This window comes from Rhizobium sp. 01L410 (assembly GCF_056400165.1).
Genome location: NZ_JBFTST010000003.1, coordinates 317,490 through 341,116 on the forward strand (window position 1 = coordinate 317,490; position 23,627 = coordinate 341,116).

General features: G+C 61.8%; 27 protein-coding genes and 1 tRNA gene. 19 read left to right on the top strand and 9 right to left on the bottom strand.

All coding sequences use genetic code 11. The annotated features are described in order from the left end of the window. Positions 1–56 precede the first annotated feature (56 nt). Both AC1DV9_RS08810 and AC1DV9_RS08815 read left to right on the top strand, forming a co-directional pair. Positions 57–287, top strand: a complete 231-nt coding sequence (locus AC1DV9_RS08810; protein ID WP_477947294.1) for a type II toxin-antitoxin system CcdA family antitoxin — start codon at positions 57–59, stop codon at positions 285–287. Next, positions 287–586: a CcdB family protein gene (locus AC1DV9_RS08815; protein WP_477947295.1), complete on the top strand. Its 300-nt coding sequence runs from the start codon at positions 287–289 to the stop codon at positions 584–586. The genes AC1DV9_RS08810 and AC1DV9_RS08815 overlap by 1 nt, the downstream gene beginning before the upstream one ends. On the opposite strand, the gene AC1DV9_RS08820 is transcribed toward AC1DV9_RS08815, so the two are convergent. Genes AC1DV9_RS08820 through AC1DV9_RS08830 form a run of 3 tightly spaced genes read right to left on the bottom strand, consistent with a single transcriptional unit; the run spans position 583 to position 2,405 of the window. After that, a complete protein-coding gene (locus tag AC1DV9_RS08820) occupies positions 583–1,041 on the bottom strand; it encodes a GFA family protein (protein ID WP_477947297.1) in 459 nt (152 codons plus the stop codon). The two genes, AC1DV9_RS08815 and AC1DV9_RS08820, sit on opposite strands and share 4 nt — an antisense overlap. A 55-nt stretch (positions 1,042–1,096) precedes the next feature. Beyond that, the gene (locus tag AC1DV9_RS08825; RefSeq protein ID WP_477947299.1) at positions 1,097–1,651 is read right to left on the bottom strand and encodes a sugar O-acetyltransferase; all 555 of its coding nucleotides are present in this window, start codon (positions 1,649–1,651) and stop codon (positions 1,097–1,099) included. A 7-nt stretch (positions 1,652–1,658) separates the two neighbouring features. Further along, positions 1,659–2,405, bottom strand: coding sequence for a type 1 glutamine amidotransferase (locus AC1DV9_RS08830; protein ID WP_477947301.1), 747 nt, complete (start codon positions 2,403–2,405; stop codon positions 1,659–1,661). Between the two features lie 116 nt (positions 2,406–2,521). On the opposite strand from AC1DV9_RS08830, the gene AC1DV9_RS08835 reads away from it, so the two are divergent. Continuing rightward, positions 2,522–2,815 carry an Rdx family protein gene (locus AC1DV9_RS08835; RefSeq protein WP_477947303.1) on the top strand — a complete coding sequence of 98 codons (294 nt, stop codon included), beginning with the start codon at positions 2,522–2,524 and terminating at the stop codon, positions 2,813–2,815. Between the two features lie 3 nt (positions 2,816–2,818). On the opposite strand, the gene AC1DV9_RS08840 is transcribed toward AC1DV9_RS08835, so the two are convergent. After that, positions 2,819–3,256 (bottom strand): BA14K family protein, encoded by a 438-nt coding sequence (locus AC1DV9_RS08840; RefSeq protein WP_477947305.1) that lies wholly within the window; start codon positions 3,254–3,256, stop codon positions 2,819–2,821. Positions 3,257–3,450: 194 nt separating this feature from the next. Here AC1DV9_RS08840 and AC1DV9_RS08845 point away from each other — a divergent pair. After that, positions 3,451–3,537 (top strand) — tRNA-Leu (locus tag AC1DV9_RS08845). A 65-nt stretch (positions 3,538–3,602) separates the two neighbouring features. On the opposite strand, the gene AC1DV9_RS08850 is transcribed toward AC1DV9_RS08845, so the two are convergent. Both AC1DV9_RS08850 and AC1DV9_RS08855 read right to left on the bottom strand, forming a co-directional pair. Then, the gene (locus AC1DV9_RS08850) at positions 3,603–4,238 is read right to left on the bottom strand and encodes an NrsF family protein (RefSeq protein ID WP_477947307.1); all 636 of its coding nucleotides are present in this window, start codon (positions 4,236–4,238) and stop codon (positions 3,603–3,605) included. Beyond that, positions 4,225–4,791 (bottom strand): sigma-70 family RNA polymerase sigma factor, encoded by a 567-nt coding sequence (locus AC1DV9_RS08855; RefSeq protein ID WP_477947309.1) that lies wholly within the window; start codon positions 4,789–4,791, stop codon positions 4,225–4,227. Before AC1DV9_RS08855 ends, AC1DV9_RS08850 begins: the two co-directional genes overlap by 14 nt. Before the next feature lie 227 nt (positions 4,792–5,018). On the opposite strand from AC1DV9_RS08855, the gene AC1DV9_RS08860 reads away from it, so the two are divergent. The 5 genes from AC1DV9_RS08860 (at position 5,019) to AC1DV9_RS08880 (ending at position 7,797) form a co-directional block, all read left to right on the top strand. Then, positions 5,019–5,288, top strand: coding sequence for a BufA1 family periplasmic bufferin-type metallophore (locus AC1DV9_RS08860; protein ID WP_112385122.1), 270 nt, complete (start codon positions 5,019–5,021; stop codon positions 5,286–5,288). Positions 5,289–5,331: 43 nt separating this feature from the next. After that, complete coding sequence (locus AC1DV9_RS08865) at positions 5,332–5,619, top strand: BufA1 family periplasmic bufferin-type metallophore (RefSeq protein WP_112514207.1); 288 nt, start codon at positions 5,332–5,334, stop codon at positions 5,617–5,619. Positions 5,620–5,684: 65 nt separating this feature from the next. Continuing rightward, a complete protein-coding gene (bufB, locus tag AC1DV9_RS08870; protein WP_477947312.1) occupies positions 5,685–6,539 on the top strand; it encodes an MNIO family bufferin maturase in 855 nt (284 codons plus the stop codon). Positions 6,540–6,548: 9 nt separating this feature from the next. Next, the gene (locus AC1DV9_RS08875) at positions 6,549–7,322 is read left to right on the top strand and encodes an HvfC/BufC N-terminal domain-containing protein (protein WP_477947314.1); all 774 of its coding nucleotides are present in this window, start codon (positions 6,549–6,551) and stop codon (positions 7,320–7,322) included. Between the two features lie 4 nt (positions 7,323–7,326). After that, the gene (locus tag AC1DV9_RS08880; protein WP_477947522.1) at positions 7,327–7,797 is read left to right on the top strand and encodes a DoxX family protein; all 471 of its coding nucleotides are present in this window, start codon (positions 7,327–7,329) and stop codon (positions 7,795–7,797) included. Here the strand turns inward: AC1DV9_RS08880 and AC1DV9_RS08885 are convergent, their stop codons facing one another. Together AC1DV9_RS08885 and AC1DV9_RS08890 are read right to left on the bottom strand one after the other, a co-directional pair. Beyond that, complete coding sequence (locus AC1DV9_RS08885) at positions 7,798–8,130, bottom strand: hypothetical protein (RefSeq protein ID WP_477947316.1); 333 nt, start codon at positions 8,128–8,130, stop codon at positions 7,798–7,800. 59 nt (positions 8,131–8,189) lie between these two features. After that, the gene (locus AC1DV9_RS08890) at positions 8,190–9,782 is read right to left on the bottom strand and encodes a GumC family protein (protein ID WP_477947317.1); all 1,593 of its coding nucleotides are present in this window, start codon (positions 9,780–9,782) and stop codon (positions 8,190–8,192) included. 124 nt (positions 9,783–9,906) lie between these two features. Between AC1DV9_RS08890 and AC1DV9_RS08895 the strand changes: the two genes are divergently transcribed. The 10 genes from AC1DV9_RS08895 to AC1DV9_RS08940 all read left to right on the top strand — a co-directional run bounded on the left by AC1DV9_RS08895 (position 9,907) and on the right by AC1DV9_RS08940 (position 22,768). Next, positions 9,907–10,965: a glycoside hydrolase family 5 protein gene (locus AC1DV9_RS08895; RefSeq protein ID WP_477947319.1), complete on the top strand. Its 1,059-nt coding sequence runs from the start codon at positions 9,907–9,909 to the stop codon at positions 10,963–10,965. Between the two features lie 4 nt (positions 10,966–10,969). Further along, a complete protein-coding gene (locus tag AC1DV9_RS08900) occupies positions 10,970–12,223 on the top strand; it encodes a hypothetical protein (RefSeq protein ID WP_477947321.1) in 1,254 nt (417 codons plus the stop codon). Between the two features lie 211 nt (positions 12,224–12,434). Next, entirely contained in the window at positions 12,435–13,319 is an 885-nt protein-coding gene (gene purU / locus AC1DV9_RS08905; RefSeq protein ID WP_112385113.1) for a formyltetrahydrofolate deformylase, read from the top strand. A 95-nt stretch (positions 13,320–13,414) separates the two neighbouring features. Further along, positions 13,415–16,342, top strand: coding sequence for an aminotransferase (locus AC1DV9_RS08910; protein WP_477947323.1), 2,928 nt, complete (start codon positions 13,415–13,417; stop codon positions 16,340–16,342). A gap of 507 nt (positions 16,343–16,849) precedes the next feature. Further along, complete coding sequence (locus AC1DV9_RS08915; protein WP_112385111.1) at positions 16,850–17,044, top strand: hypothetical protein; 195 nt, start codon at positions 16,850–16,852, stop codon at positions 17,042–17,044. A 122-nt stretch (positions 17,045–17,166) separates the two neighbouring features. Then, positions 17,167–18,141: a P1 family peptidase gene (locus AC1DV9_RS08920; protein ID WP_477947523.1), complete on the top strand. Its 975-nt coding sequence runs from the start codon at positions 17,167–17,169 to the stop codon at positions 18,139–18,141. Positions 18,142–18,197: 56 nt separating this feature from the next. Beyond that, on the top strand, positions 18,198–19,103 hold the full coding sequence (locus AC1DV9_RS08925; protein WP_477947325.1) for a LysR family transcriptional regulator: 906 nt from the start codon (positions 18,198–18,200) through the stop codon (positions 19,101–19,103). A gap of 104 nt (positions 19,104–19,207) precedes the next feature. Further along, positions 19,208–20,722, top strand: a complete 1,515-nt coding sequence (locus AC1DV9_RS08930) for an ABC transporter substrate-binding protein (RefSeq protein WP_477947524.1) — start codon at positions 19,208–19,210, stop codon at positions 20,720–20,722. Positions 20,723–20,972: 250 nt separating this feature from the next. Beyond that, on the top strand, positions 20,973–21,920 hold the full coding sequence (locus AC1DV9_RS08935; protein WP_477947326.1) for an ABC transporter permease: 948 nt from the start codon (positions 20,973–20,975) through the stop codon (positions 21,918–21,920). A 23-nt stretch (positions 21,921–21,943) separates the two neighbouring features. Next, the gene (locus AC1DV9_RS08940; protein ID WP_477947526.1) at positions 21,944–22,768 is read left to right on the top strand and encodes an ABC transporter permease; all 825 of its coding nucleotides are present in this window, start codon (positions 21,944–21,946) and stop codon (positions 22,766–22,768) included. Here AC1DV9_RS08940 and AC1DV9_RS08945 read toward each other — a convergent pair. Then, positions 22,765–23,619: a C40 family peptidase gene (locus tag AC1DV9_RS08945; RefSeq protein WP_477947328.1), complete on the bottom strand. Its 855-nt coding sequence runs from the start codon at positions 23,617–23,619 to the stop codon at positions 22,765–22,767. The two genes, AC1DV9_RS08940 and AC1DV9_RS08945, sit on opposite strands and share 4 nt — an antisense overlap. Positions 23,620–23,627 lie beyond the last annotated feature (8 nt).

A 23,627-nucleotide genomic window follows, 5' to 3' on the forward strand; every position in this document is an offset into this window, starting at 1 on the left:
GCTTCTCAAATCCAACTGATGCGCATATTCTTTGCGCATCAGCTATGGAGAGCGCCTTGCCTCAACATGTCCGTAAGCCAGCGAATTTATCGCTTGACGAAGAGCTTGTGACACAAGCGAAGGATCTCAAGATCAATTTGTCACGGGCTGCCGAAGATGGAATAGCGCAAGCCATAAAGGTCGAGCGCGAGCGGCTTTGGCGTATTGAAAACGCCGAGGCGATTGCAGCTTCCAACGCCTACGTCGAAAAACACGGCCTGCCGCTGCAGAAATATCGGCAGTTCTAGTGGCACGGTTTCATGTCTATAGCCTTCGCCACAGCGATGCGCTTGTTCTTGACCTACAGTCCGACCTACTTGATGAACTGACGACCCGAATGGTGGTGCCGATGCTGCCGCCAGACGAACTTTCACGTGTCATGCGGCAGCTCAATCCGCAATTTACGCTGCGCGGCAGTCCCTATGTCATGGCCACGCAATTCGCCGGAGCGATTTCGGTCGCGGAGCTCGACGAATCCATCGCAAATCTGACGTCCGAAAGTCACCGGATTATCGCCGCGACCGACTTCCTCTTCCAAGGCTTCTAAGCCGGCTGCGCCATATATTCCTTCACCAGGCCCTCATACGCATCCATTTCCGGCAGCGCCGGATAGCTGTGTTTCGCTCCCGTCTCGGCAAAGGCCAGCTTCTCACTTGTCCAGGTCTCGATGAAGGGTGCGAACCAGCTGGTATCGTCGAACATCGTGGCGCGGACATTGACGAACCAGTCCATGCCCTCTGGCCTGGTGAACATCCAGGTCATGCAATAAGGGCAGAAATAGTGATGCGCTTCGGGGCCGTGAAGGCCACCGATCACCGGCTCGCCACTGGTGACCTCGAAGCCCGCTGCCGGAATGGCAGCACTCAATGAATAGGCGCTCGAGGACATCTTCTGGCAGCCCGTGCAGTGGCACGCCATGGTCAACAGCGGCTTGGCGCTGATCTTCAGCCGAACTTGACCGCAACGGCAACCACCCTCCCAAGGCAACGCGTTCTCGCTCATTCTCTCCTCCTGTTGTCTCTTGCTGATCTAGGACGCATGTACGGCGCTTCCAGCACTAGTCTCGCTTGACCGGCCGGGCGGGATTGCCGACCACGGTTGCGCCCGCCGCAACATCTCTTGTCACCACGGAGCCCGCGCCAACGATCGCGCGATCGCCGATCGTCACCCCGCCGAGAATGATCGCGCCGCCGCCGATCCAGACGTCTTCGCCGATCACGACCGTACGAGCGATCTCGATGCCCTGGCGACGCAAGTCAGGGTCCTTGTGATGCTCGGCGCAATAGATCTGAACGCCCGGACCCAACATCGAGCGGCTGCCGATATGCACGCGCCCGGAATCGAGGATCGTGCAGCCGGCATTCAGATAGACGCGCTCGCCGAAGCTCAAATTGATGCCATAGGAACAATGGAACGGCGCCTCGATGAAAACCTCATCCGCCACGTCCAGAAACAAGGCCTTCAGCGCTGGAGCGATCATGCCGCGCGCATCGGGCGCCATCGTATTGTGCTGATGTACCGCATGCCGCGCCGCGATCCGGAGACGATCGAGTTCGGGGTCGAGACAGCAGTACCATTCACCTGCCGCCATCTTTTCGTAGTCGCTGGCCATGGCTGCCTCAGGCGCTCAGGCGGCTGTCTGCGGCGTCTTCCAAGGCGACCGACGGCCTGATGGTACTGACGAAGGCACGCGCGATCGCCAGACCAGCATGATCGGCATCGGCGGCATGTTTTGCCGCGGTCTGCGGAAACCGTTCGTGCCAACCGGGCTCGATGCTCTCGACCATATCACGGAATTCGGCATTCCATTTGGTGACGACTTCCAAATTGGCTTCGAAATGAAACTGCGTGCCATAGACGGCCCTGCCGATGCGGAAGCATTGGTTGGGGAGAGCCGCCGTCGACGCGAGACGGATGGCGCCGGGCGGCAGCGTGAAAGTATCGGAGTGCCATTCGAAGATCGGGAAGCGATCGCCGATCTCGCCGAAGAGCGGATCGGCAAGCCCGTCCGCCGTCACATCGACGGGCGTCCAGCCGAATTCGCGCGTCGCGTCCAGAATATTCTCAGCACCATAGGCACGGGCGAGAACCTGGCTGCCGAGGCAGATGCCGAGCACGGATTTCCCGGCATCGCCGAATTCGCGCATCAAAGCGGCGAGTGCCGGCAGATAGGGATGATCCTCATCATCGACAGCGCTCTGCTCACCGCCGAGTACGACAAGCGCGTCGTAGCCGTCGCGACCGGCAGGCAAGGCCTGGCCCTTCCACGGACGGAACCACTCAAGCACGGCACCGGCCTCATGGAGGGCATCACCCAGCGCGCCGATATGCGTGTTCGGCATGTTTTCAACGACGGCGACCTGCATTCTCACCTCCTGCTTCGTACGGGGAAGTGACCACGGGCGGCGGCGACATGCAAGCAGCCAGATTGCGCGGACCGGCCGAAACTTCTAAATCGGAGAGAGATCGAAAGGAACGCCGCATGACCGAAAAGGCCCGTGTCACCATTCTCTATTGCATCCAATGCAACTGGCTGCTGCGCGCCGGCTGGATGGCGCAGGAACTGCTGCAGACCTTCACCGACAGCCTCGGCGAAGTGGCGCTCATTCCGGGCACCGGCGGCAATTTCGAGATAAGGGTGAATGGCGACTTGATCTGGGAGCGCAAACGCGACGGCGGCTTTCCCGGACCGAAGGAGCTCAAACAGCGGGTGCGCGACATCATCGAGCCCGATCGCGATCTCGGCCACACCGACCGCGCATCGCTGGAAAGCTGACGCTCAGTCGAAAGGCGAGTTGCAGGTCTTGTAGACGCCCTCGTAGGTGACGAAGCGGTCGGTCTTCGGATTGTAGGACCGGTATTGGTTGCGGCACCATTCTCCATGCATGCCCTGATCCTTGGCCGCCGGCTGAACCCTGCGGATCGGCGCCGGGTCATAGGACAGCGCCGGCCGCCCCGTGCGTGGCGCTTGCGCTCTCGGCTGATAGTAGGTCGGCCCGGTCACGCCGCGCGGCCGGTAGTTCGGCTGCACATAGGCAGGACGATGCCATTGCTGCGGTCCGAAACCGAAGCAGCCGCGATAATCGCACATCGTCGATTGCACGTTGATAATATCCGGATTGCGGACCTGGAACGGTGCAAGCACCGGGGCAGCCTGTACTGCCAGTGGCAGAAAACCGGCAACCAGGCCGAAGATGGTGCTGCGTAAAGCAAACATCAGTGATTCCTTTCCGATGCTTCTCATATAGGTCACGGCATCCGTTCGAACATCGGCAGAGGCAAGCCAAACGTTCAGTTCCCCGTGAACGCGGCCTTTCACACCATCCCGGCAATTCTTTTTTACATACTGTCAGGAAAACTTCAAAAACCCTGTTGACAGCAAAGAGCCACCCCCGTACATGGCTCTCCGTCGCCCAGATGGCGGAATTGGTAGACGCGCCAGCTTCAGGTGCTGGTACCCGAAAGGGTGTGGAGGTTCGAGTCCTCTTCTGGGCACCATTCCCATTTAAAAATAGCAGCTTAGGCCGGTAGCAATCGCTTCCGTAAGCTCGCTATTTTTCTCTTCACCACCGCAGATATCGCGAGCCGATCAGCGCCCCGAGCGCGGTGACAGCTGTGGCGGCCGCTGTGTACCAGGTGGCCAGAAACAACGGGCTGTCGTCGGGGCAGTGCCAGGCGTAGAGCGCGGCTGCGAGCCCGGCGGAGGCGAGGCCTGCGACGGCACCGCCGAGGGTCGGGTTTGCCGGTGCGGCACTCTTCAGCGCCCAGAGAAAGCCCGCCAGCGGCGCCAGCGACAGGACAGGAATGAAGAAGACGCAGAAGGCCGCGTTGCGGCCCATCAGCGCCGTGCGCCAGGCGTCCTCAGGGATGGTCGTCAATTCGGTTGCGACGCCCGCGATCACCATGGCCAGCGGGATGAGCAGGCTGAGAGCCGATATCTTGAGTGGAATGCCGGGGCGGCCGATGCGGAAGACGAGTCCGCAGGCGGTGACGGCGAGTGTCAGCGTGGTCACGATCTTGAAGAGGACGCGCGCGGTCTCGATGGCGCTTGCCATGTCGTGGCGAATGCCGATGGTTGCCAGCAGCAGGGCGGCGGAGATGACGCCGCCGCCGAAAAGCGCGCCAAGCAGCATCGGCCCCAGGCGGGTCCGCACCGGCGCGTCCTCGGACAGCATGCTGATCAGGTCATCGGTCTTCACTCGTCTCACTCCGGTATAAGGCTGCCAGCGACTTCAGGGCGCGATGCAGCGCAACGCGCACCGCTCCTTCCGTCATCTTCAGCCTCTCGGCCGTTTCCCGTATTCCCGCCCCCTCCATCGAAATGGAGCGGACGATATCGCGCTGCGGATCTTTCAGCCGCTCCAGCATATGCTCGGCGTCGAGCCGGTCCAGGTTGCCTGCCTGCTCTTCCGCCTCGAGCGTCGCCATGACGTCGTCGATCGGAACGTCGATGTGACGGCCGCGGCGGCGCAGGCTGTCGATCAGCTTGTTGCGCACGATCGTCGACAGCCATGGCCCGATCGGGCGCGCCGGATCCCACGTGCCGCGCTTGAGGTGGACGGCGAGCAGCACTTCCTGCACCACGTCCTCCGCTTCGCTTGCCGGTGCGCCGAACTGGTCGCAGCGCCGGCGCGCCATTGCGCGCAAGTGGGGCGTCACGGCCGACAGGAAGCGGTGGTAGGCCTGCGTATCGCCCTCGATGGCGCTGCGCATCCAGCCTGCCCATTCCTCTTCACGCGCCGAATGTTTCACCCGACATAGTCCTCTACGGATGGGCACACATTTTTGTTACTGCCGCATCTCAAATATTTCGAACAGACGCGGATGCCTTTGTTTTCAGGGTTTTCGCTTGCCATCCCGTAAACGGCAAGAGCTTCCGGCGCAAAAAATCCAGGATGGCGCTGTAACAACGCCTGCCACCGCTCCGTAGCCCACCATGCAAGCCAATCACGGCTCGGCAATCTTACGGAGATGAAACCATGAAGAACAGCATCGTCACGCTTGCACTGGCAGGCTCCATCGCTTCGGCGCTCGCAACCATTGCGGCGCCGGCAGCATCCGCCGCCGACAACAAGGAAAAGTGCTACGGCGTCGCCATGAAGGGGCAGAACGATTGCGCCGCCGGCAAGCATGATTGCGCCGGCAAATCGACGGTCAGCTACGACAAGATGTCCTTCAAGCTCGTTCCGGCCGGCACCTGCGTCTCGATGAAGACGCCCAAGGGCCATGGTTCGCTGACCCCGGCCTGACCGCCCGAACGCCTGCAGAAACTCACCACACCGGAGAAGACCCATGACAAAACTACCTGTCACCGTGCTTGCGGCCTCGGTCGCCACAGCGCTCTCGCTGATCGGCAGCGTAACGACCGTTTCGGCTCAGGATGCCGCAAAGGAGAAATGCTACGGCATCGCGCTCAAGGGGCAGAACGACTGCGCCGCAGGCCCGGGCACGACCTGCGCCGGAACGGCCAAGATCGACTACCAGAAGAACGCCTGGAAGCTGGTGCCCGCAGGCACCTGCATGTCGATGAAGACGCCGGATGGCACCGGATCGCTGACACAGGGGCCGGCTCCGGTCTGATCCGCTTCCGTCGACAAGAGGCGGCGCCACCGACGGCGCCGCCGGACCAACCGGAGAGAAATGGAATGAAACCCTCCGCACTTGCCGGCCGTCCCGGCGTGGGCTTCAAGCCCGAGCATTTTGCCAGCATCATCGCTGCCCGCCAGCCGGTCGGCTTCTTCGAGGTTCATGCCGAGAACTACATGGGCGATGGCGGGCCACCGCACGCCCAGCTCGGCAAGCTGCGCGAGGACTATGCGCTGTCGATCCACGGGGTCGGCCTGTCGATCGGCTCGATGCAGCCGCTCGATACCCACCATCTGCGAAGGCTGAAAACCGTCTGCGACCGCTATGAGCCGGAGAGCTTCTCGGAGCATCTCGCTTGGTCCTCGCATGACACGGTTTTCCTCAACGACCTGCTGCCCCTTCCCTATACGCCGGAAACGCTGTCGCGCGTTTCCGATCATATCTCGCAAGTGCAGGATGTGCTGCAGCGGCAGATGCTGCTGGAAAATCCGGCCACCTACCTGCTATTTGCGGAAAGCACGCTCGAGGAGACCGAGTTTCTGAGCGAGATCGTCAAGCGCACCGGCTGCGGGTTGCTGCTGGATGTCAACAACGTCTTCGTTGCCGCGACGAACCACAATATCGATCCGCGGGCGTATCTTTCCCGCTTTCCGGTTCAGTCCGTGCGCGAGATCCATCTCAGCGGCCATTCCGAAACGGTGGATGACGATGGCGCGCCGCTGCTGATCGATTCGCACGATACGCCGGTCAAGGATCCGGTGTGGGCGCTCTACGAAGAGCTGATTGCCCGCACCGGCCCGATCGCGAGCCTCGTCGAATGGGACAATGACGTTCCCGACTGGCCGGTTCTGAGAGCCGAGGCGGAAGCTGCAGGGGAAATCCTGGCGCGGGCCGCCAAGCTGCGCGCGGCGTGAGGTCAGACCATGTCGATCACCACACAACGACATTTTGCTTCTGCGCTGAGAGACAACGATTTGCCGGTGCCCGCAGAGCTTGTCTCCTGGAATACTGCACAGCCGCCGCGCCGCTTCGGCGTCTACCGCAACAATGTGATTTCGGGTCTGATCGGCGCGATTGTCTCGCGATTTCCGGTGGCGGAAAGGATCACCGGCGCGGAGTTCTTCGCTGCGATGGCGCATGAGTTCGTGCTGCTTCATCCGCCGCGATCGCCGCTGCTGCTTTCTTATGGCGATGATTTCGGGGATTTCGTCGAGAGCTTCGAACCCGCACAGGAGATCCCCTATCTGCCTGACGTGATCCGGCTGGAAGCGGCGCGCGGCAGGGCCTATCACGCCGCCGATGCCGCGCCGATTGTGGCAGAGATGCTGGCTTCGTTATCCGCGGAGCAGACGGCCGGGCTGACCTTCTCCCCTCACCCCTCTCTATCCGTCCTCCGGTCGGAACACCCTGCCGTGACGATATGGGCGATGAACGCCGGAGAGATGGCATTTGGCCCCATCGAGGATTGGCGGGGTGAGGATGCGCTGGTCGTCCGCCCTGAGATGATCGTCGAGGTTCACCGGCTGCCCCCGGGCGGTGCCGTCTTCCTCGCTGCGCTTGTGCAAGGCACCACGCTTGCCGAAGCCGCAGGTGAAGCCCTTTCGCTCGCCGCCGATTTCGACCTTTCCGCCAATCTTGCCGGAGCGCTGAAGGCAGGCGCATTCACCGGCCTATCCACAGGAGCCGACGATGAATGAGAACATGACACTTTCAGCACCTGATGGCCGCGGCTTTGCCCATACATTCAAGAGCGCCGCCGCGCTTCTCGACCGCATCCCGCATGATCTGATCGCGACCATTTCCCGGCTGTCGATTGCCGCGGTTTTCTGGCAATCGGGGCAGACAAAGGTCGATGGCTGGCAGGTGACGGACAATGCGGTCTATCTGTTCCAGACCGAATACAAGCTGCCGCTCGTCGACCCCTGGCTTGCCGCCCATCTCGCAGCCTTTGCCGAGCACTTCTTCCCGCTATTGCTGGTGTTGGGACTGGCGAGCCGCCTGTCGGCGCTGGCCCTGCTTGCGATGACGCTGGTGATCGAGATCTTCGTCTATCCCGATGCCTGGCCGACGCACGGCACATGGGCCGTTTGCTTCCTGGTGATTATCGCCAGAGGCCCGGGGCGTCTGTCGCTGGATTATCTGATATCGCGTTATTTTGCCCGCAAAGACTGATCAGCGAACCGGCTGGTAGTGGCCACGCAGAGGGACCTGCGTGCCCTGAGTGACGAGTCCATCGCGATCGCAGACATAGACGATGGTCGGCATACCGCCGGAGCGGAAGATCCAGTCACCCTGCCGGCGAATATGGCCGGTCTCGGTGTGGCAGGCGTATTGTTCCTCATCCTTCTTGTCCGCTTGCGCCTTGACGCCCGGCAGATCGGTATAGGGATAGAGCCTTTGGACGCCGGATGTGCCGGCGGCGCTCCAATCCGTTGCAGAAGCCTGCAGCGGCAACAGGGCGGCAAGGGCAGCTGCCAGGATCAGTAACAAGGAACGCATTGTCATCTCCCTCGGCACGATGCCCCGGAACTCTTTTCCTGATGTAGGATGAGAGTGCCACCGCATCAAGCGCGGCGGAAATATCCGCGTACCACCGGATGGGCGCAAAGGCTGGCCAGAATGGCAAGCGCCGCACCCAGCGCGAAACCGCCGAACAGCCCGCCGAGCAGGCCTGCGATCATCAATGTCTTCTTGCCGGGACCGTCCGGCTTTACCGGCGGCTCGGCTTCGGAAATCACACGAATGTTACTCTGCGGCAGGTTCTGTTCTTCCGCCGTCTGGCTGGAGCGCTTCAGCAACGTCTCGTAGATGTTGCGCACGGCGGTCGCCTTGCGCTGCAACTCGTTGAGCTCCACCTGCTTGTCGGATGCGGTGGCCTGCAGCGCCTTCTGGATATTCAGTTCCTTGGCAACCGCGTCTTCTGCCTTCTTGGCCTGATCATATTCGGCCTTGGCCGAAGTCACCATGCGCTGCAGTTCGCCCTTGATCTCGTCGCGGGTGCTCTGCAGGGACGAGCGTGCCGCCTGGAGGCGCGGATGGCGGGAGCCCATCTGGCTTTCGAGGCTGCCGACGATGGCTGCCTGCGTCGCATATTGCTGCCTCAGGCTTCCGAGCGCCGAGTTGACCGCAGAGCTGCCGCTCTCTGTCTGGCCGCTGGCGACGACGGCTTCGAAACTCATGCTAGCGGCGGCATCGGCCCGTGTCTTGGCCTGGATCGTCTTGTCCTGAGCGGTGACGAGCAGCGTATTCAGCGAACCGAGACGCTGGTCGGAGATCAGCTTGCCATCGGTTTCCGACATGTCGTTGTCGGAGCGGAAGCTTTCGACCGCCTGTTCGGCATCCTGAACCTGCTTGCGAAGATCGGCGAGCCGCCCATCGAGGGTCGCGGTGGTGTTTTCGTAAAGCCCGGTCGAGGCACTGCTTTCCTCCTGCATGAAGGAGGCAACGACCTGGTTTGCCAGTTTGGCCGACTTTTCCGGGTTATGGGTGACCGCCGTCAGCGAAACCACGTAGGTGCCGGTCTGGCGGGCAATGGTCAGCGACTTCTGAAGTGCGCTGATGACAGCCGCGTCATCCGTCCGCCCGCCGTTGAAATCGGGATCCTCGTTGAGCTTCATCGTGTCGGCAACGCGCTTCAGCACATTGCCAGAGGTCAGGATCTGCACCTGGCTGTCGATCATCGACGAAATCATTTCGGGCGAGATCGTCGATTGCTGCGTGGAAGGGTCTGCAAGCCCGATCTGCCGGGGATCAAAATAAAGGCTGGCCGTTGCCGTGAATTTCTGCGGCAGCATCGGCAAAACGGCAGCGCCTGCGACCGCGCCGAGCGCAGCAAGCGCGGCAATGAGCAGCTTGCGGTTCCAGATGGCGAAGATCGCCGAGCGGACATCGAGCAGCGGTTCATCGGCACGGATGACGGGCTCAGGACGGACGACCGGCGCTTCAACCACTGCCGGAGCGGGCGGTGCAGCCTGCGGAGCCGCGGGCTCGATACGCGCTGCCTCGGGCTCCTGCGGCAGTTCGGCAGTGACCTTGGCAAAATCAGAGGGGCGCAGGACGGGCGAACGCGGACGCACGGGTTCGGATGCAGCCTGCGCGGGCTCGAAGCTCCGCCAGCCCGGCAACCGGCTCACCCTGTTCCTGTCGAATTGGCTCATCAGCGCTCTCGTGGCCCGCCGGCAGACTGCAGCGGAGGTAGGTTAATTTTAGAAATCCTTAGCTAACGGACCGTTAAGATGCGCCCACCGATATTAGCGGCTACTTCTGAAACCTGGGAAAACCATGAGAGCCACCTCCTGCCACTGGCGCCGCCTGCTGACGATCGCCGCAGCACTTCTGCCGCTGCAGGCGAGTGCTGCCGGCACTGCGGGCCCATGCCTCCGAGGAGTCAATCTCTCCGGCGCCGAATTCGGCAACCCCGATGGGACGGTTTTCAAGGACTATGCCTATCCGTCCGAAGAAACCGTCGCCTATTTCCAGGAGAAGGGCATGAACACGGTGCGCCTGCCGTTTCTCTGGGAACGGCTGCAGCCGGAACTTGGCCAATCCCTGAACGAAGACGAGCTTCAAAGGCTGAAGGATGCGGTGGCGCTGCTGCGCAAGCACAAGATGACCATCATTCTCGACCCGCATAACTACGCCGAGTACAAGAAGACGCAGATCGGCACCGCGCCGGTGACGACGCTCGCCTTCGCCGATTTCTGGACGCGCCTGGCTGCCGAATTTTCCGATCAGGACGACGTGGTCTTCGGGCTGATGAACGAGCCGCACGACATTTCTGCCGCCAAATGGCTCGAGGCCGCCAATACCGCCATTCGCGGCATCCGCACGGTCGGCGCCAAGAACTATATCCTCGTTCCCGGAACGCGCTGGACCGGCGCGCATTCCTGGCAGAGCGGCGATGACGATGCCAACGGCACCGTGATGCTCGGCATCAAGGATCCACGCAGCAATTTCGGCTACGAGGTTCACCAGTATTTCGACAGCGACTCCTCAGGTACCAAGGACGAATGCAGCGGCAACGCCAGCGCCAAACAGGCCATTCTCGACATGTCCGACTGGGCCCGCAAGAACGACACCCGAGTGCTGCTTGGCGAATTCGGCGTCTCGCAGGCACCGGAATGCGTTGCAGGGTTGAAGGAGGTGCTCTCCGCCATGCAGGACAATGCCGACGTGTGGCTCGGCTGGACGTATTGGGTGGCGGGCGACTGGTGGCCGGAGACCGAACCGCTCAACGTACAGCCGCATGACGGCAAGGACCGCAAGCAGCTGGCAGCCTTGCAAGCCGCCGCCAAGGCGCCCGCAGCCGCCAAAGATGCATGCGTGCTGATGGGCGAATGACGCGATGAAGGCGGCGGGCACAGAAACGGTCGAACCGATACAGTGGGGAATTCTCGCCGCCGGCGTGCTGTCGGTCACCTACAACGCCATCCTTGCCTTCATCAATCACAACATCATGCCGCTTTCGCCGGCCTATGTGGTGATGAGCGAAATGCTGATCCTCGGCTACAGCTTTGCCTTCATCCTGCGAAAGGGCATTTTCGAGGAAGATCTCGTCCCGCTCGGCTACCTGCTGGCGACGATCGTGCTGACTGTTTACGTGATGGCGATCAGCAAGTCGGCCTATATCGACCATCTGCGCAATATCCTGATCGTCTTCGCCTTCGTCGTCATGGGACGCTGGACAAACGAGCGGACGCTGAAGCTGGTCTTCAAGATCTGCTGCCTGGCAGTTCTTTCGGTGCTGATCTGCGAAATCGTTTCGGTGACGGCCTATGTGGCGCTCTTCCATCCCGCGGAATATTTCGAGAATACGCGCGGCGTGCCGCGAGCGACTTATAGCGATCTCGGCCTGTTTCGCGGCGCGCTTGGCTTTCCCGATCGCTTCTCCTTCGGCATCATCGACCACCGCTCCTCATCGATCTTCCTGGAACAGGTTTCGCTGGCAAATTTCTGCGGTGTGATGGTGATCTATCTCGTCAGCTTCTCGAACCGGCTGACGTTTTTCGATCGCATGATCTTCGTGGCGACTGTCGTCCTTATCCTGCTCACCAATGACACCCGCACCATGCTGATCTTCAGCGTCGTCTGCCTTGGCGGCTATGTCATTTATCCCTGGCTGCCAAAGATCCTCGACTTCTTCATGATGCCCGGGATCATCGTCGTTGGCTTCATTATCCACGCCTTCAAACCAAACGCGCATGACGACGACTTCGTCGGCCGCATCAGCGGCACGGTGCGCAACATCATCGCCATGGACCTCCCGGCAACGCTGGGGCTCGAGCTTGAAAAGGGGCTGGGCTACGTCGATAGCGGCTATGTCTTCATCACCTACAGCGCGACGATCTTCGGGCTCCTTCTTTTCTGGCTGTTCGTTTCCTTTTTCCCGGCGGGAGAGACGCCGAACCAGAAGCGTCTCAGCCATTCGCTGTCGCTCTTCATGTTCCTCAATCTGATGATCGGCTCGACGGCGATCTTCTCGATGAAGACTGCAGGGGTGGCATGGCTGCTCGTCGGCTTCCTGAAGGTCAACGAGGGAACACGCCGGGCGGCGCCTCCCGCGGCCGGCCCTGCCGTGGTGGCCGCTGCCGTCAGATAGCTGCGCGGCGGGGATATGCGACGACGCAAGCGGAACGGACTTTCTTCAAGTCAGCGGTCATTGATAGATGCATCGACAGAATGCGGGAGCTTGCAAGCGCCTGATAGGTTGCCTTGCAAAATGTTGCACGAATGAAAGAGCCGTGGCCTATTCGACGGGCGACGTTTGATCTAAGCAGCCTGCCGGCGAAGCCGCGAGAGGGAAGACGGACATGACGAACTATGTTTTGACGGTGACGTGCAAATCGACGCGCGGAATCGTTGCGGCGATTTCCAACTATCTTGCCGACAAGGGCTGCAACATCGTCGACTCCAGCCAGTTCGACGACCTCGACACCGGCAAGTTCTTCACCCGCGTCTCCTTCATCTCCGAAGAGGGCGTGAAGCTGCCGGCTCTCGTTGAAGGCTTCAAGCCGATAGCCGAGAAGTTCGAGATGGACGCCGAGATCCACGACGGCCAGAGCCGCATGAAGGTGCTGCTGATGGTGTCGCGCTTCGGCCATTGTCTGAACGACCTTCTCTACCGCTGGAAGATCGGCGCGCTGCCGATCGACATCGTCGGCGTCATCTCCAACCATTTCGAGTATCAGAAGGTTGTCGTCAATCACGACATTCCTTTCCACCACATCAAGGTGACCAAGGAAAACAAGCCGCAGGCCGAGGCGCAGATCCTCGAGATCGTCGAGCAGACCGGCACCGAGCTGATCGTGCTGGCGCGTTACATGCAAGTGCTGTCGGATGCGATGTGCAAGAAGATGTCCGGCAAGATCATCAACATCCACCACTCCTTCTTGCCGAGCTTCAAGGGCGCCAACCCCTACAAGCAGGCCTATGAGCGTGGCGTGAAGCTGATCGGCGCGACGGCGCATTATGTCACCGCCGATCTCGACGAAGGCCCGATCATCGAGCAGGACACGGCCCGCATCACACACGCGCAGTCAGCAGACGACTATGTCTCGATCGGCCGCGATGTCGAGAGTCAGGTTCTGGCCCGCGCCATCCATGCCCATATCCACCACCGCGTCTTCCTGAACGGCAACCGCACGGTCGTCTTCCCGGCAAGCCCGGGCTCCTACGCATCCGAACGTATGGGCTGATTGCGCCGGAAAGGCGTGCTGCCAGACGCTTGCCCATAGCATGCATTCGATTATCTGCTTAGTGTGAACAATCGAATCATGCCCTGGGGGATGCGATGACCGACGAAGCGCTCACCGATCGTATGGAGCTGCCGCGACCGGACGTGACGCCGGATGAAGCCTTAAGCATCCTCGAAACCCGCTACGGACTGTCGGGTACGATCATAGAGCTCGGCAGCCAGCAGGACCGGAACTACCGGCTCGACACCGGCAACGGCCGCTTCGTCCTGAAGATCTGCCACATGGCCTACGAGACTTTGGAGCTCGAGGCGCAGAATGCTGCCATCCACCACCTGACCACGATCGAAGGCGCACCGCGCGTGCCGCGGCTGCTGACATCGACCGACGGGCAGGAAATCATTGCGGTGACCGTTCGCGAACAGACCTATCAGGTTCGCGTGCTCGAATATCTGGAAGGCGAAAGCCTCACCCATCGCAAATATCTGCCGAAGAATTCGGTGACGGCTCTCGGCGCCCTCTGCGCCCGTTTGGCCCAGGCGCTCGCCGATTTCGATCATCCGGGTCTTGAGCGCAGTCTTCAATGGGATCTGCGACGGGCCGGACCTGTCGCCGTCCAGCTTCTGTCTGCTATCACCGACAGCGCGGCCCGCGACCGGATTGCCAAGACAATGGTGCTTGCCGTCCGCCGCATCCAGCCGCTGGCCTCGGCGCTTCGCGTTCAGGCCGTCCATCATGACGTGACCGACGACAATGTCGTCAGCCTTCCCGATGCCCATGGCCGGCTGATCCCCGACGGGGTGATTGATTTCGGCGACATCATTCGCGGCTGGCTGGTTGGCGATCTGGCCGTGACATGCGCTTCGCTGCTGCATCACGCCGATGGCGATCCGCTCTACATCTTGCCGGCCGTCAAGGCCTATCACGAGATCTACCCGCTGACGGCGGAGGAACTGAAGGCGCTCTGGCCGCTGATCGTGGCGCGCGCCGTCATCCTGGTTGCCAGCGGCGAGCAGCAGATTTCGATCGACCCTGGTAATGACTATGCCCGCGGCAATCTGGAGCATGAACGCATCATCTTCGACACGGCGATGTCGGTGCCATTCGAGCTGATGGAAGCGGCAATCCTGAAGGTTGGCGGGATCGAGCCCACGCTTCCCGACAATGCATCCTGGCTGCCGCTTCTGCCCGATATCAACACGGCCGACATCACCTATCTCGACCTCGGCGTGCAAAGCCGCCATTTCGCCGGTGGCAACTGGCTGAATGCGGAGATGGACTGGCGGCTGCTTGCCCGCGTCGCCAATGACAGCGGCGCTGCGGCAACGCGATACGGCGAATACCGGCTTTCGCGCGCCAGCACGCTGAGCGCCAGGCCGCACTCCACCTTTGCGCTGCATAGCGATATCTGCCTTTCCGGCGGCAACCCGGTCGCGGCTCCCTTTGCGGGGCGGATCGATCTGAAAAACCATCATCTGGTGCTCGCGGGCACAGGTGTCAGCCTGCATCTCGACGGCATCGAGCCCACGGTGGAGGATGGTGCCGAGATCGAGGCCGGGCAGGTGATCGGCACGGTTTCGGGTGACAGCGCTTCGCTCGGTGGCCTGCGCATCCAGCTTTGCACCGTTGCCGGCCTGGAGCCGCCGCTCTTTGCCACGGCAGGCGATGCCGGCGCCTGGGCAGCCCTTTGCCCCTCGCCTTCGCTGCTACTCGGCGATGGCTGCAATGCGCCGAAGCCCGATACAGAGGGCTTGCTTTCCAAACGGCAGGCGCATTTCGCCAAACCGCAGAAGAATTATTACGACCGGCCGCCACAGATGGAGCGCGGCTGGAAGGAGCACATGTTCGATGTCGAGGGACGCGCCTATCTCGACATGGTCAACAACGTAACGATTCTCGGTCATGGCCACACGCATCTCGCCGACGCGATCGCCGACCAGTGGCTGAAGCTCAATACCAATTCGCGCTTTCACTACGAGGCGCTTGCCGATTTCTCCGAGCGTCTCGCGGCACTCGCGCCCGAAGGGTTGGACAGGGTCTTCCTCGTCAACAGCGGTTCGGAAGCCAATGATCTGGCTCTAAGGCTTGCCTGGGCGCATAGCGGCGCGCGCAACACGCTTTGCCTGCTTGAAGGCTATCATGGCTGGTCGGTGGCGAGCGATGCGGTTTCCACGTCGGTGGCCGACAATCCGCAGGCGCTGTCGACACGCCCTGCCTGGGTTCATCCGCTCGCGGCGCCGAATACCTATCGCGGCGAGTTCCGCGGGCCGGAGTCAGCGCGCGATTATCTGGCCGCCGCCATTCCGGTGCTGCAGGCGATCGACAACAGCGGCCAGGGGCTGGCGGGCATCATCGCCGAGCCTGTCTATGGCAATGCTGGCGGCATTCCGCTGCCCGAGGGCTATCTCGCCGGTCTCTACGCGGAAGTTCGCGCCCGCGGCGGCGTGTGCATCGCCGACGAGGTACAGGTCGGATACGGGCGGCTTGGCCATCACTTCTGGGGCTTCGAACAACAGGGCGTCGTTCCCGATATCATCACCATCGCCAAAAGCATGGGTAACGGCCACCCGCTCGGCGCCGTGATCACCACGCAGGCAATCGCCGATTCGCTGGAGCGTGAGGGATATTTCTTCTCGTCGTCCGGCGGCAGCCCGGTCAGCTGCGTCGCCGGCATGACGGTGCTCGACATCATGCGAGAGGAGAACCTGCAGGAGAACGCCCGCGAGGTCGGCGATCATCTGAAGGCGCGGCTTGTGAACTTGATCGAACGGTTTCCGATCGCCGGTGCCGTCCATGGCATGGGCCTCTATCTCGGCCTCGAATTCGTTCGCGACAGGGAGACGCTGGAACCGGCAACAGGAGAGACCGCGGCAATCTGCGAACGCCTGCTGGAACTCGGTGTTCTCATGCAGCCGACCGGCGATCACCTGAACGTGTTGAAAATCAAACCGCCGCTGTGCCTGACGATCGAGAGCGCCGATTTCTTTGCATACATGCTGGAAAAGGTGCTTTCTGAAGGCTGGTGATAAAGCCGCCGAGCGTTAACGAATTCGGTCATTTCGCGGCATACCGCTTTTTAATGAATTGCACCATTGCCGGAATCAGACAGGCTTCCTATGTCTGCTGCGGTGATCGACCGTCACGTGAATTGCACAAAGTCTTGATAAGTTCTTTCTGCCAATTCGGATATGATGGAATGAAATTGTTCCGATCGCCGACATTTTGACACGTTTCAGAATATGTTTCTGACTGACGATCCGCTATTCTCTACTAAGTAAGTAGATTATTAGAAGTCAGTCATCGCCGGTCCCGGCTCTACGGGATCATCACGAGTGCAACGCTAACGCAAGGAACGAGACATGATTGAAATCGATATTCTCGCCTATCTCCTTGGGCGCCCTGTGCTCGGCAATGACCGTCCGGGCGCCCTCTCCCGCCCGAACTGTCGAATGTGACGTTCGTCCCCCTTTCAACGGTACAAGACAAGTCAATTCGCCGTCGCTCGCGCAGTCCGCGCAGCAGGAGTTCTACGCATGAAAAAGCAAGTTATAGAATATGCAGGCGTTCCCGTCGGGATCGTCATTCCGGATGAAGACCGGCTGAAATTCATCGCCGTGAAGTTTCACGTGCACGACCTCGACGAGCAGCGTTTCCGCTCGCCCGACGAGGTGAAGCTCGCGATCCACGACCTGATGACCCGCCGTCATCCAAAGCCGCTGCATGCCTGATTGCAGGCACGGGCTTTCCCAATTCGTTTCTTCGGAAGAATTCTGACCGGCCCCATCACTTGGGGCCGGTCTTGTTTTTTGCCTGTTGTTGCGCTCCTAATCGCCGCACGCACCGGGGACCGATCTTGCTCAATCTCATCACCGATATTGCCGGAATTTCCATCGGCCATGCCACCGACCTGACGCTTGGGTCCGGCGTGACCGCCATCCTTTTCGACGAACCGGCCGTGGCGTCGGGCAGCGTACTCGGCGGTGCGCCCGGCGGACGGGACACGGCGCTGCTCGATCCGTCGATGACCGTCGAAAGGGTCGATGCCTTCGTGCTGTCGGGCGGTTCGGCCTTCGGGCTGGATGCCGCGGGCGGCGTTCAATCGTGGCTGCGGCAAGCCGGGCGAGGGTTCGCCGTCGGCGACATCCGCGTGCCGATCGTGCCGCAGGCGATCCTCTTCGACCTCCTGAATGGCGGCAACAAGAATTGGGGGCTTCACGCGCCCTACCGTGACATGGGCTACGAGGCCTGCCGCAGTGCCAACAAAGGCGTTTTCGATCTTGGCACGGTCGGCGCGGGAACCGGTGCAACGACCGCGACGTTCAAGGGCGGGCTCGGTTCGGCCAGCGCGGTCGGCAGCGGCGGGCATGTGATCGCCGCCATCGTCGCGGTCAATGCGCTCGGCTCGGCAACGATCGGCAGCGGCAAGCATTTCTGGGCCGCGCCTTTCGAACAGGGCAGCGAGTTCGGTGGTCTCGGAATGCCACCGTCCATCGACCACCGGATGCGTCTCAAGGGCATGAATGCACCGGCGACGACCATCGGCGCCATCGTCACCGATGCCATGCTGACCAAGGCGGAGGCGCATCGCCTGTCGATCGCCGCGCATGACGGACTGGCGCGGGCGCTGCTCCCCGCCCATCTGCCGCTCGACGGCGATACCGTCTTTGCCGCAGCGACAGGCGCCAAGCCGGTCGAGACGCCCGGGACCCTCATGGAGCTTTGCCATCTCGCCGGTATCGTCATGGCCAGGGCGATCGCCCGTGGCGTCCACGAAGCGACAGCGCTTCCGCACCTCGGAGCGCAGCGCGCCTGGCGCGGCATCTAGCCTCGCCCAGCGCGATTGCCTAAAGAGAAGCGCAGAGCAGAAGGCGGGAGAGACGCATGCAGATCCGGGCGCTGATGTATTTCGACGAACTGGTCAGAACCAGCTCGATGCGCCAGGCGGCGGAGAACCTGAACGTTGCACCGACAGCCGTCAGCCGCCAGATCGAAAACCTTGAGGAATTCTTCGGCACGCCGCTCGTCGAACGCAGCGCCCGCGGGGTGACGCTGACGGCCGCCGGTGAACTGCTGGCCACCCGTGCCGGGCGGACGCTGCGGGAGCTCGAGCACGTCCAGCAGCTGATCGAGGATCTGAAAGGGCTGGAGCGCGGGCGGGTAACGATCTTTGCAAACGGCGCCATCGTCGCCAGCCTGCTGACCCCGGCGCTGGCCGAATTCGGGCGAAGCTATCCGAATATCCGCTTCGAGGTCATCATCACCAGCGCGCGCCAGGCGATCGAGGCGGTCAATTCCGCTCAGGCCGACATGGCATTGACGCTCTTTGCGCCCGCGACGACAGAGGCCAAAGTCATCGCCCGCTCGGAAATCGCCTATGACGTCATCGCTTCCAGCCGGCATGCGCTTGCCGGCCTCAAGGAGGTGACGCTGCGCGAGCTTGCCCGCCATACGCTGGCGCTTCCCGAAAAATCTTTCGGTTTCCGGCAGAGCTTCGATGCCGCTGCCGGGCGTCAGGGTCTGACGATCGAGCCGGCATTCACCGTCAGCGCGCTTGAGATGCTGAAAGAACTGGTGCTGAGCGACATGGCCGTGACACTGCTGCCGCAGCTTTCCGTGCGGCGCGAGATCGAGGCCGGGGCGCTGACTGCCATAAAGCTCGCCGCCGAAAGCGCGATCCGCACCCATGCCGAACTCTCGATCGCGCCGGACCGGCAGCTTTCCTTTGCCGCAGCGAAACTTAGCGGCTTTATCGAGGATTTCATGCGCAGCCAGTTAAAGGCGCGCTGATGCCGTGGTGAGCGAGCCTCTTGCATTGCCCCCGGTTTTAGTGTGTATCGATTTTCGATACGCAGAGAACACAATTTGTGTTCACCAAAACCGACGGGATATCGATGATCCGCCTTGCCCCCTCCGTCCGCCTCCTTCCCATTCTCGCGGTTCTCTACGCTGCCGCTCCCGGCGCAGTCATCCCTGCCGATGCAGCGCCGAAGACGACACTCAATCTCGGCATGGGCGTGGAACCGACCGGGCTCGACCCCACCATCGCGGCGCCCGTGGCAATCGGCCAGGTGACATGGCAGAACGTCTTCGAAGGCCTCGTCTCGATCGACGAGAGCGGCAAGGTGCAGCCGCAGCTCGCCAGGAGCTGGGACGTGTCTGCGGATGGCCTGACATATACATTCAAGCTACAGAGCGGCGTTACCTTCCACGATGGTGAAATCTTCGACGCGACCGCGGCGAAATTTGCGCTCGATCGTGCCCGTGGCAAGGACTCAGTCAATCCGCAGAAGCGATTCTTCGTATCGATCGCGTCGATCGATACGCCGGATGCCGAAACGCTGGTCCTGCATCTCTCGGCGCCCACCGGCAGCCTGCTCTACTGGCTCGGCTGGCCGGCATCGGTGATGGTCGCTCCGAAATCGGCCGGTACCGACAAGACCGTGCCTGTGGGCACCGGGCCATTCAAGTTCGTCAACTGGGCGAAAGGCGACAAGGTCGAGCTGGCGAAGGACGAGACTTACTGGAACAAGCAGGTTTCGGTGAAGCTCGATACGGTGACCTTCCGCTTCATCGCCGATCCGCAGGCGCAGGCAGCAGCCCTCAAGGCCGGCGATATCGATGCGATCCCGGAATTCGCCGCGCCGGAGCTGATGAGCTCATTCGATGGCGACCCGCGGCTGACGACGAAAATCGGCAACACCGAACTTAAGGTCGTCGCCGGCATGAACAACACCAGGAAGCCGTTTGACGACAAGCGGGTCCGCCAGGCGCTGATGATGGCGATCGACCGGCAGACGGTAATCGAGGGCGCGTGGTCCGGTCTGGGAACGGCGATCGGCAGCCATTACACGCCGAATGATCCCGGCTATCAGGACACGACGGGCGTGCTGGCCTATAGTCCGGAGAAAGCCAAGGCGCTGCTTGCCGAGGCCGGCTATCCCGAAGGTTTCAGCTTCACCGTCAAGGTGCCGCAAATGGCCTATGCGCCGCGCAGCGCGCAGGTGATGCAGGCGATGTTTGCCGAAATCGGCGTGACGATGAACATCGAGCCGACGGAATTTCCGGCCAAATGGGTGCAGGACGTCATGAAGGACCGCGCCTTCGACATGACCATCGTGGCTCACGCCGAACCGATGGATATCGACATCTATTCGCGCGATCCCTACTACTTCAACTACAAGAACCCCGGCTTCAACGCCCTGATGACAAAGGTGCAGCAAACGGCGGACCCGGCCGAGCAGAACCGGATCTACGGCGAGGCCCAGAAAATCCTGGCAGAGGACGTGCCGGCGCTTTATCTCTTCGTGATGCCAAAGCTTGGCGTCTGGAACAAGAAGCTGACAGGCCTTTGGGAGAACGAGCCTATTCCCTCGAACGTTCTGACGAATGTTTCGTGGACGGAATAATCGGCATACTGAGTTCGCAGCAGTACAAACGATCTTGGATTGGTGAGATGCCGGAACTTGCTTGCGCCTTTCATCTTTCCTCACTCCTGTGCTTGCCGCAGAAATCCAATGCGCCCCAATCCTGGGGCGTGACAGACCTCCTCGTACCGGTCATTCACCGCACCGACGCGCGGTGGCTGGACCCCTTTAACGAGCACAATGATGTGGGAGCGTGGAGAGCACACGCAGCTTTTGCCAGGGCGGCGATCGCATGATGTCTCTGCTTGCCCGCCGCATCGCCGGTCTGGTGCTCACGCTGGCTATCGTCTCCTTCCTGATCTTCGCGGTGATGGACCTGCTGCCCGGCGATCCCGCCTCGATCATGCTGGGCACATCGGCAGCGCCTGACACGCTTGCAGCCTTGCGCCATGAACTCGGGCTCGATCAGCCTCTGATCCTCCGCTACGGGTATTGGGCGGCCGGCGTTCTCAGCGGCGATCTCGGCCAATCCTATACCTATGGCGTTCCCGTTGCCGGGCTGATTGCCGAACGGCTGGCTGTCACCCTGCCGCTGGCGATCTTCGCGATCGCTCTCTCGGTGACGATTGCACTGCCGCTCGGCAGTTTTGCCGCGGCCCGGCGCGGCGGGATCGCCGACGTCGTCGCAACCCTGTTTTCGCAGATCAGCATCGCCGTTCCCGCTTTCTGGGTCGCCCTGCTGATGATCATTCTGTTTTCGACGTCGCTTGGGCTGATGCCGGCTGGTGGTTTCCCGGGATGGGGACATGGCATCTGGGCAGCACTGCAGGCGCTCGTCATGCCCGCCGTGGCACTCGCCTTGCCGCAGGCCGGCGTGCTGACGCGGGTGACACGGTCGGCGGTGCTCGAGGTGCTGCACGAAGACTTCGCGCGCACGGCAACGGCCAAGGGGCTTTCATCCGCCGCCGTGCTCTGGCGGCATGCGGTGCCGAATGCGCTGGTGCCCGTCATGACGATCCTCGGGCTGCAGTTTACCTTTCTGGTCGCGGGGGCAGTGCTGGTCGAAAACGTCTTCAATCTTCCCGGTCTCGGACGCCTGGCGCTGCAGGCGCTGGCGCAGCGCGACATCACCGTCATGCAGGACGTCGTGCTGTTCTTTGCGGCGCTGGTGATCGTCATGAATTTCGTCGTCGACACGTCCTATCTGGCGATCGACCCGCGGCTGCGGAGGGCGGCGTGATGGCAAACATCTCTGCGGGCACCATGCTGCCGGTCAGAAAAATTAGCCGGCAAATTACATTGTCTACAGGCGCGCTGATTGTTGGCGCACTGCTGGCCGTCGCTGTCATCTCGCTGTTCTGGACGCCGCTGCCGCCGGCGAAGATGCAGATCGTCCACAAGCTTCAGCCGCCGCTCGCCTATGGTTTGCTCGGCACGGACCAGTTCGGGCGCGACGTGCTGTCGATGCTGATGGCCGGGTGCTGGAATTCTTTATCGATCGCCCTCACTTCCGTTGCGATCGGCGGCGCGATCGGCTCGATCATCGGCATTTCCGCCGCAGCGATCAGGGGCATTTTCGAAGCCCTGCTGATGCGGGCCTGCGACGTGATTTTCGCCCTGCCCCCGATCCTTTCGGCGATGATTCTCGGCGCGTTTCTCGGAACCGGGCGCTTCACGGCGATCATTGCGATTGCCGTCTTCATGATCCCGGTCTTCGCGCGCGTGACACTGGCGACCGCGATGCAGGCCTGGAGCCGCGATTATGTGCTGGCAGCACAGGCGATCGGCAACAGCCGCCTGACGATCTCCTTGCGGCACGTGGCGCCCAACATCATGAGCCAGATCATCGTGCAGGCGACCATTCAGCTGGGACTGGCGATCCTGACAGAGGCGGGCCTCAGCTTTCTTGGCCTCGGCATGGCGCCGCCTGCGCCGACCTGGGGGCGCATGCTGGCGGATTCGCAGACCTTCATGGGGACGGCACCGTGGCTCGCAATCCTGCCCGGCCTGACGATCGCGCTCGCTGTTCTCGGCTTCAACCTGCTCGGCGATGGTCTCAGGGACTGGCTGGACCCGCGCCAGCGTTAGAACGGCCGGCGATAGCCGTTTGGCTGCTCATAGAGCCAGCCGATGCGCTCGACCGCTTCCTCGAAATTCTCGCGGGCGACGGTCATGGTGTGGCCATTGGCATGGATGATGGTTTCGGCATCCTCCATGACAGCCACATGCCCCTTCCAGAACACCAAATCGCCGCGGCGAAGCTCGGAGCGGTCGATCGGTGTGCCGAGGCCTGCTGCCTGCATGTCGGTATCGCGCGGCGCACCGCGGCCGGTCATTAGCAACGCCAGCTGTACGAGGCCGGAACAATCGATCCCGAGGCCGGAGCGCCCGCCCCAGAGATAGGGCGTGTTCAGGAACTGCAGCGCGATCCCCACGTAATCTGCATCCTTGCCCGAGCCGATCGGCTGCAGATGCTTCGAGAAGATAGCTGTGCCGTCAGCAAGCAGGTGATAGTGATTTCCTCTGGCTTCCGCCTCGCCGGTAATGTGGACGCGGCTGCCCATCGACAGAACCGACCGGTAGGGTTTGCGAAGCTCAGGCTCCTGATAGACGAAGGTCCGCTGGACGTTGACCACATGCGTGGGCTCGGGAGCCGCCGTTGTCAGCATCTCTTCCGGCATGTAGCCAACATAGCCATCCGACGCCGCCTTGAGCCAGCACCAGCCGCCGGAGCGTTCGAAGATCGTCACGTCTTCTCCCATCAGCAGTTCGGTATCGATACCGCGCGTTAGATCGGCAACCGGGCGAAGCGGCGCGACCGGAACGGCGACACGCGCCGAAGAGCCTGAGACGAAGCGCGCAGCCTCGACTTTGCCCTCAAGCGAGGCGTCGGCGAGATCCGGTCTGTGCGCATTGAGGCGCCGGTCGAGCATGGTCATGACAGTCC

What these genes read in the sequence shown, in the direction of transcription:
- AC1DV9_RS08820 (WP_477947297.1), bottom strand. Translation starts at nt 1,041, where the DNA reads ATGAGCGAGAACGCGTTGCCTTGGGAGGGTGGTTGCCGTTGCGGTCAA.
- AC1DV9_RS08825 (WP_477947299.1), bottom strand. Translation starts at nt 1,651, where the DNA reads ATGGCCAGCGACTACGAAAAGATGGCGGCAGGTGAATGGTACTGCTGT.
- AC1DV9_RS08830 (WP_477947301.1), bottom strand. Translation starts at nt 2,405, where the DNA reads ATGCAGGTCGCCGTCGTTGAAAACATGCCGAACACGCATATCGGCGCG.
- AC1DV9_RS08835 (WP_477947303.1), top strand. Translation starts at nt 2,522, where the DNA reads ATGACCGAAAAGGCCCGTGTCACCATTCTCTATTGCATCCAATGCAAC.
- AC1DV9_RS08840 (WP_477947305.1), bottom strand. Translation starts at nt 3,256, where the DNA reads ATGTTTGCTTTACGCAGCACCATCTTCGGCCTGGTTGCCGGTTTTCTG.
- AC1DV9_RS08860 (WP_112385122.1), top strand. Translation starts at nt 5,019, where the DNA reads ATGAAGAACAGCATCGTCACGCTTGCACTGGCAGGCTCCATCGCTTCG.
- AC1DV9_RS08865 (WP_112514207.1), top strand. Translation starts at nt 5,332, where the DNA reads ATGACAAAACTACCTGTCACCGTGCTTGCGGCCTCGGTCGCCACAGCG.
- bufB (WP_477947312.1), top strand. Translation starts at nt 5,685, where the DNA reads ATGAAACCCTCCGCACTTGCCGGCCGTCCCGGCGTGGGCTTCAAGCCC.
- AC1DV9_RS08875 (WP_477947314.1), top strand. Translation starts at nt 6,549, where the DNA reads ATGTCGATCACCACACAACGACATTTTGCTTCTGCGCTGAGAGACAAC.
- AC1DV9_RS08880 (WP_477947522.1), top strand. Translation starts at nt 7,327, where the DNA reads ATGACACTTTCAGCACCTGATGGCCGCGGCTTTGCCCATACATTCAAG.
- AC1DV9_RS08885 (WP_477947316.1), bottom strand. Translation starts at nt 8,130, where the DNA reads ATGACAATGCGTTCCTTGTTACTGATCCTGGCAGCTGCCCTTGCCGCC.
- AC1DV9_RS08890 (WP_477947317.1), bottom strand. Translation starts at nt 9,782, where the DNA reads ATGAGCCAATTCGACAGGAACAGGGTGAGCCGGTTGCCGGGCTGGCGG.
- AC1DV9_RS08895 (WP_477947319.1), top strand. Translation starts at nt 9,907, where the DNA reads ATGAGAGCCACCTCCTGCCACTGGCGCCGCCTGCTGACGATCGCCGCA.
- AC1DV9_RS08900 (WP_477947321.1), top strand. Translation starts at nt 10,970, where the DNA reads ATGAAGGCGGCGGGCACAGAAACGGTCGAACCGATACAGTGGGGAATT.
- purU (WP_112385113.1), top strand. Translation starts at nt 12,435, where the DNA reads ATGACGAACTATGTTTTGACGGTGACGTGCAAATCGACGCGCGGAATC.
- AC1DV9_RS08910 (WP_477947323.1), top strand. Translation starts at nt 13,415, where the DNA reads ATGACCGACGAAGCGCTCACCGATCGTATGGAGCTGCCGCGACCGGAC.
- AC1DV9_RS08915 (WP_112385111.1), top strand. Translation starts at nt 16,850, where the DNA reads ATGAAAAAGCAAGTTATAGAATATGCAGGCGTTCCCGTCGGGATCGTC.
- AC1DV9_RS08925 (WP_477947325.1), top strand. Translation starts at nt 18,198, where the DNA reads ATGCAGATCCGGGCGCTGATGTATTTCGACGAACTGGTCAGAACCAGC.
- AC1DV9_RS08930 (WP_477947524.1), top strand. Translation starts at nt 19,208, where the DNA reads ATGATCCGCCTTGCCCCCTCCGTCCGCCTCCTTCCCATTCTCGCGGTT.
- AC1DV9_RS08935 (WP_477947326.1), top strand. Translation starts at nt 20,973, where the DNA reads ATGATGTCTCTGCTTGCCCGCCGCATCGCCGGTCTGGTGCTCACGCTG.
- AC1DV9_RS08940 (WP_477947526.1), top strand. Translation starts at nt 21,944, where the DNA reads ATGCTGCCGGTCAGAAAAATTAGCCGGCAAATTACATTGTCTACAGGC.
- AC1DV9_RS08945 (WP_477947328.1), bottom strand. Translation starts at nt 23,619, where the DNA reads ATGACCATGCTCGACCGGCGCCTCAATGCGCACAGACCGGATCTCGCC.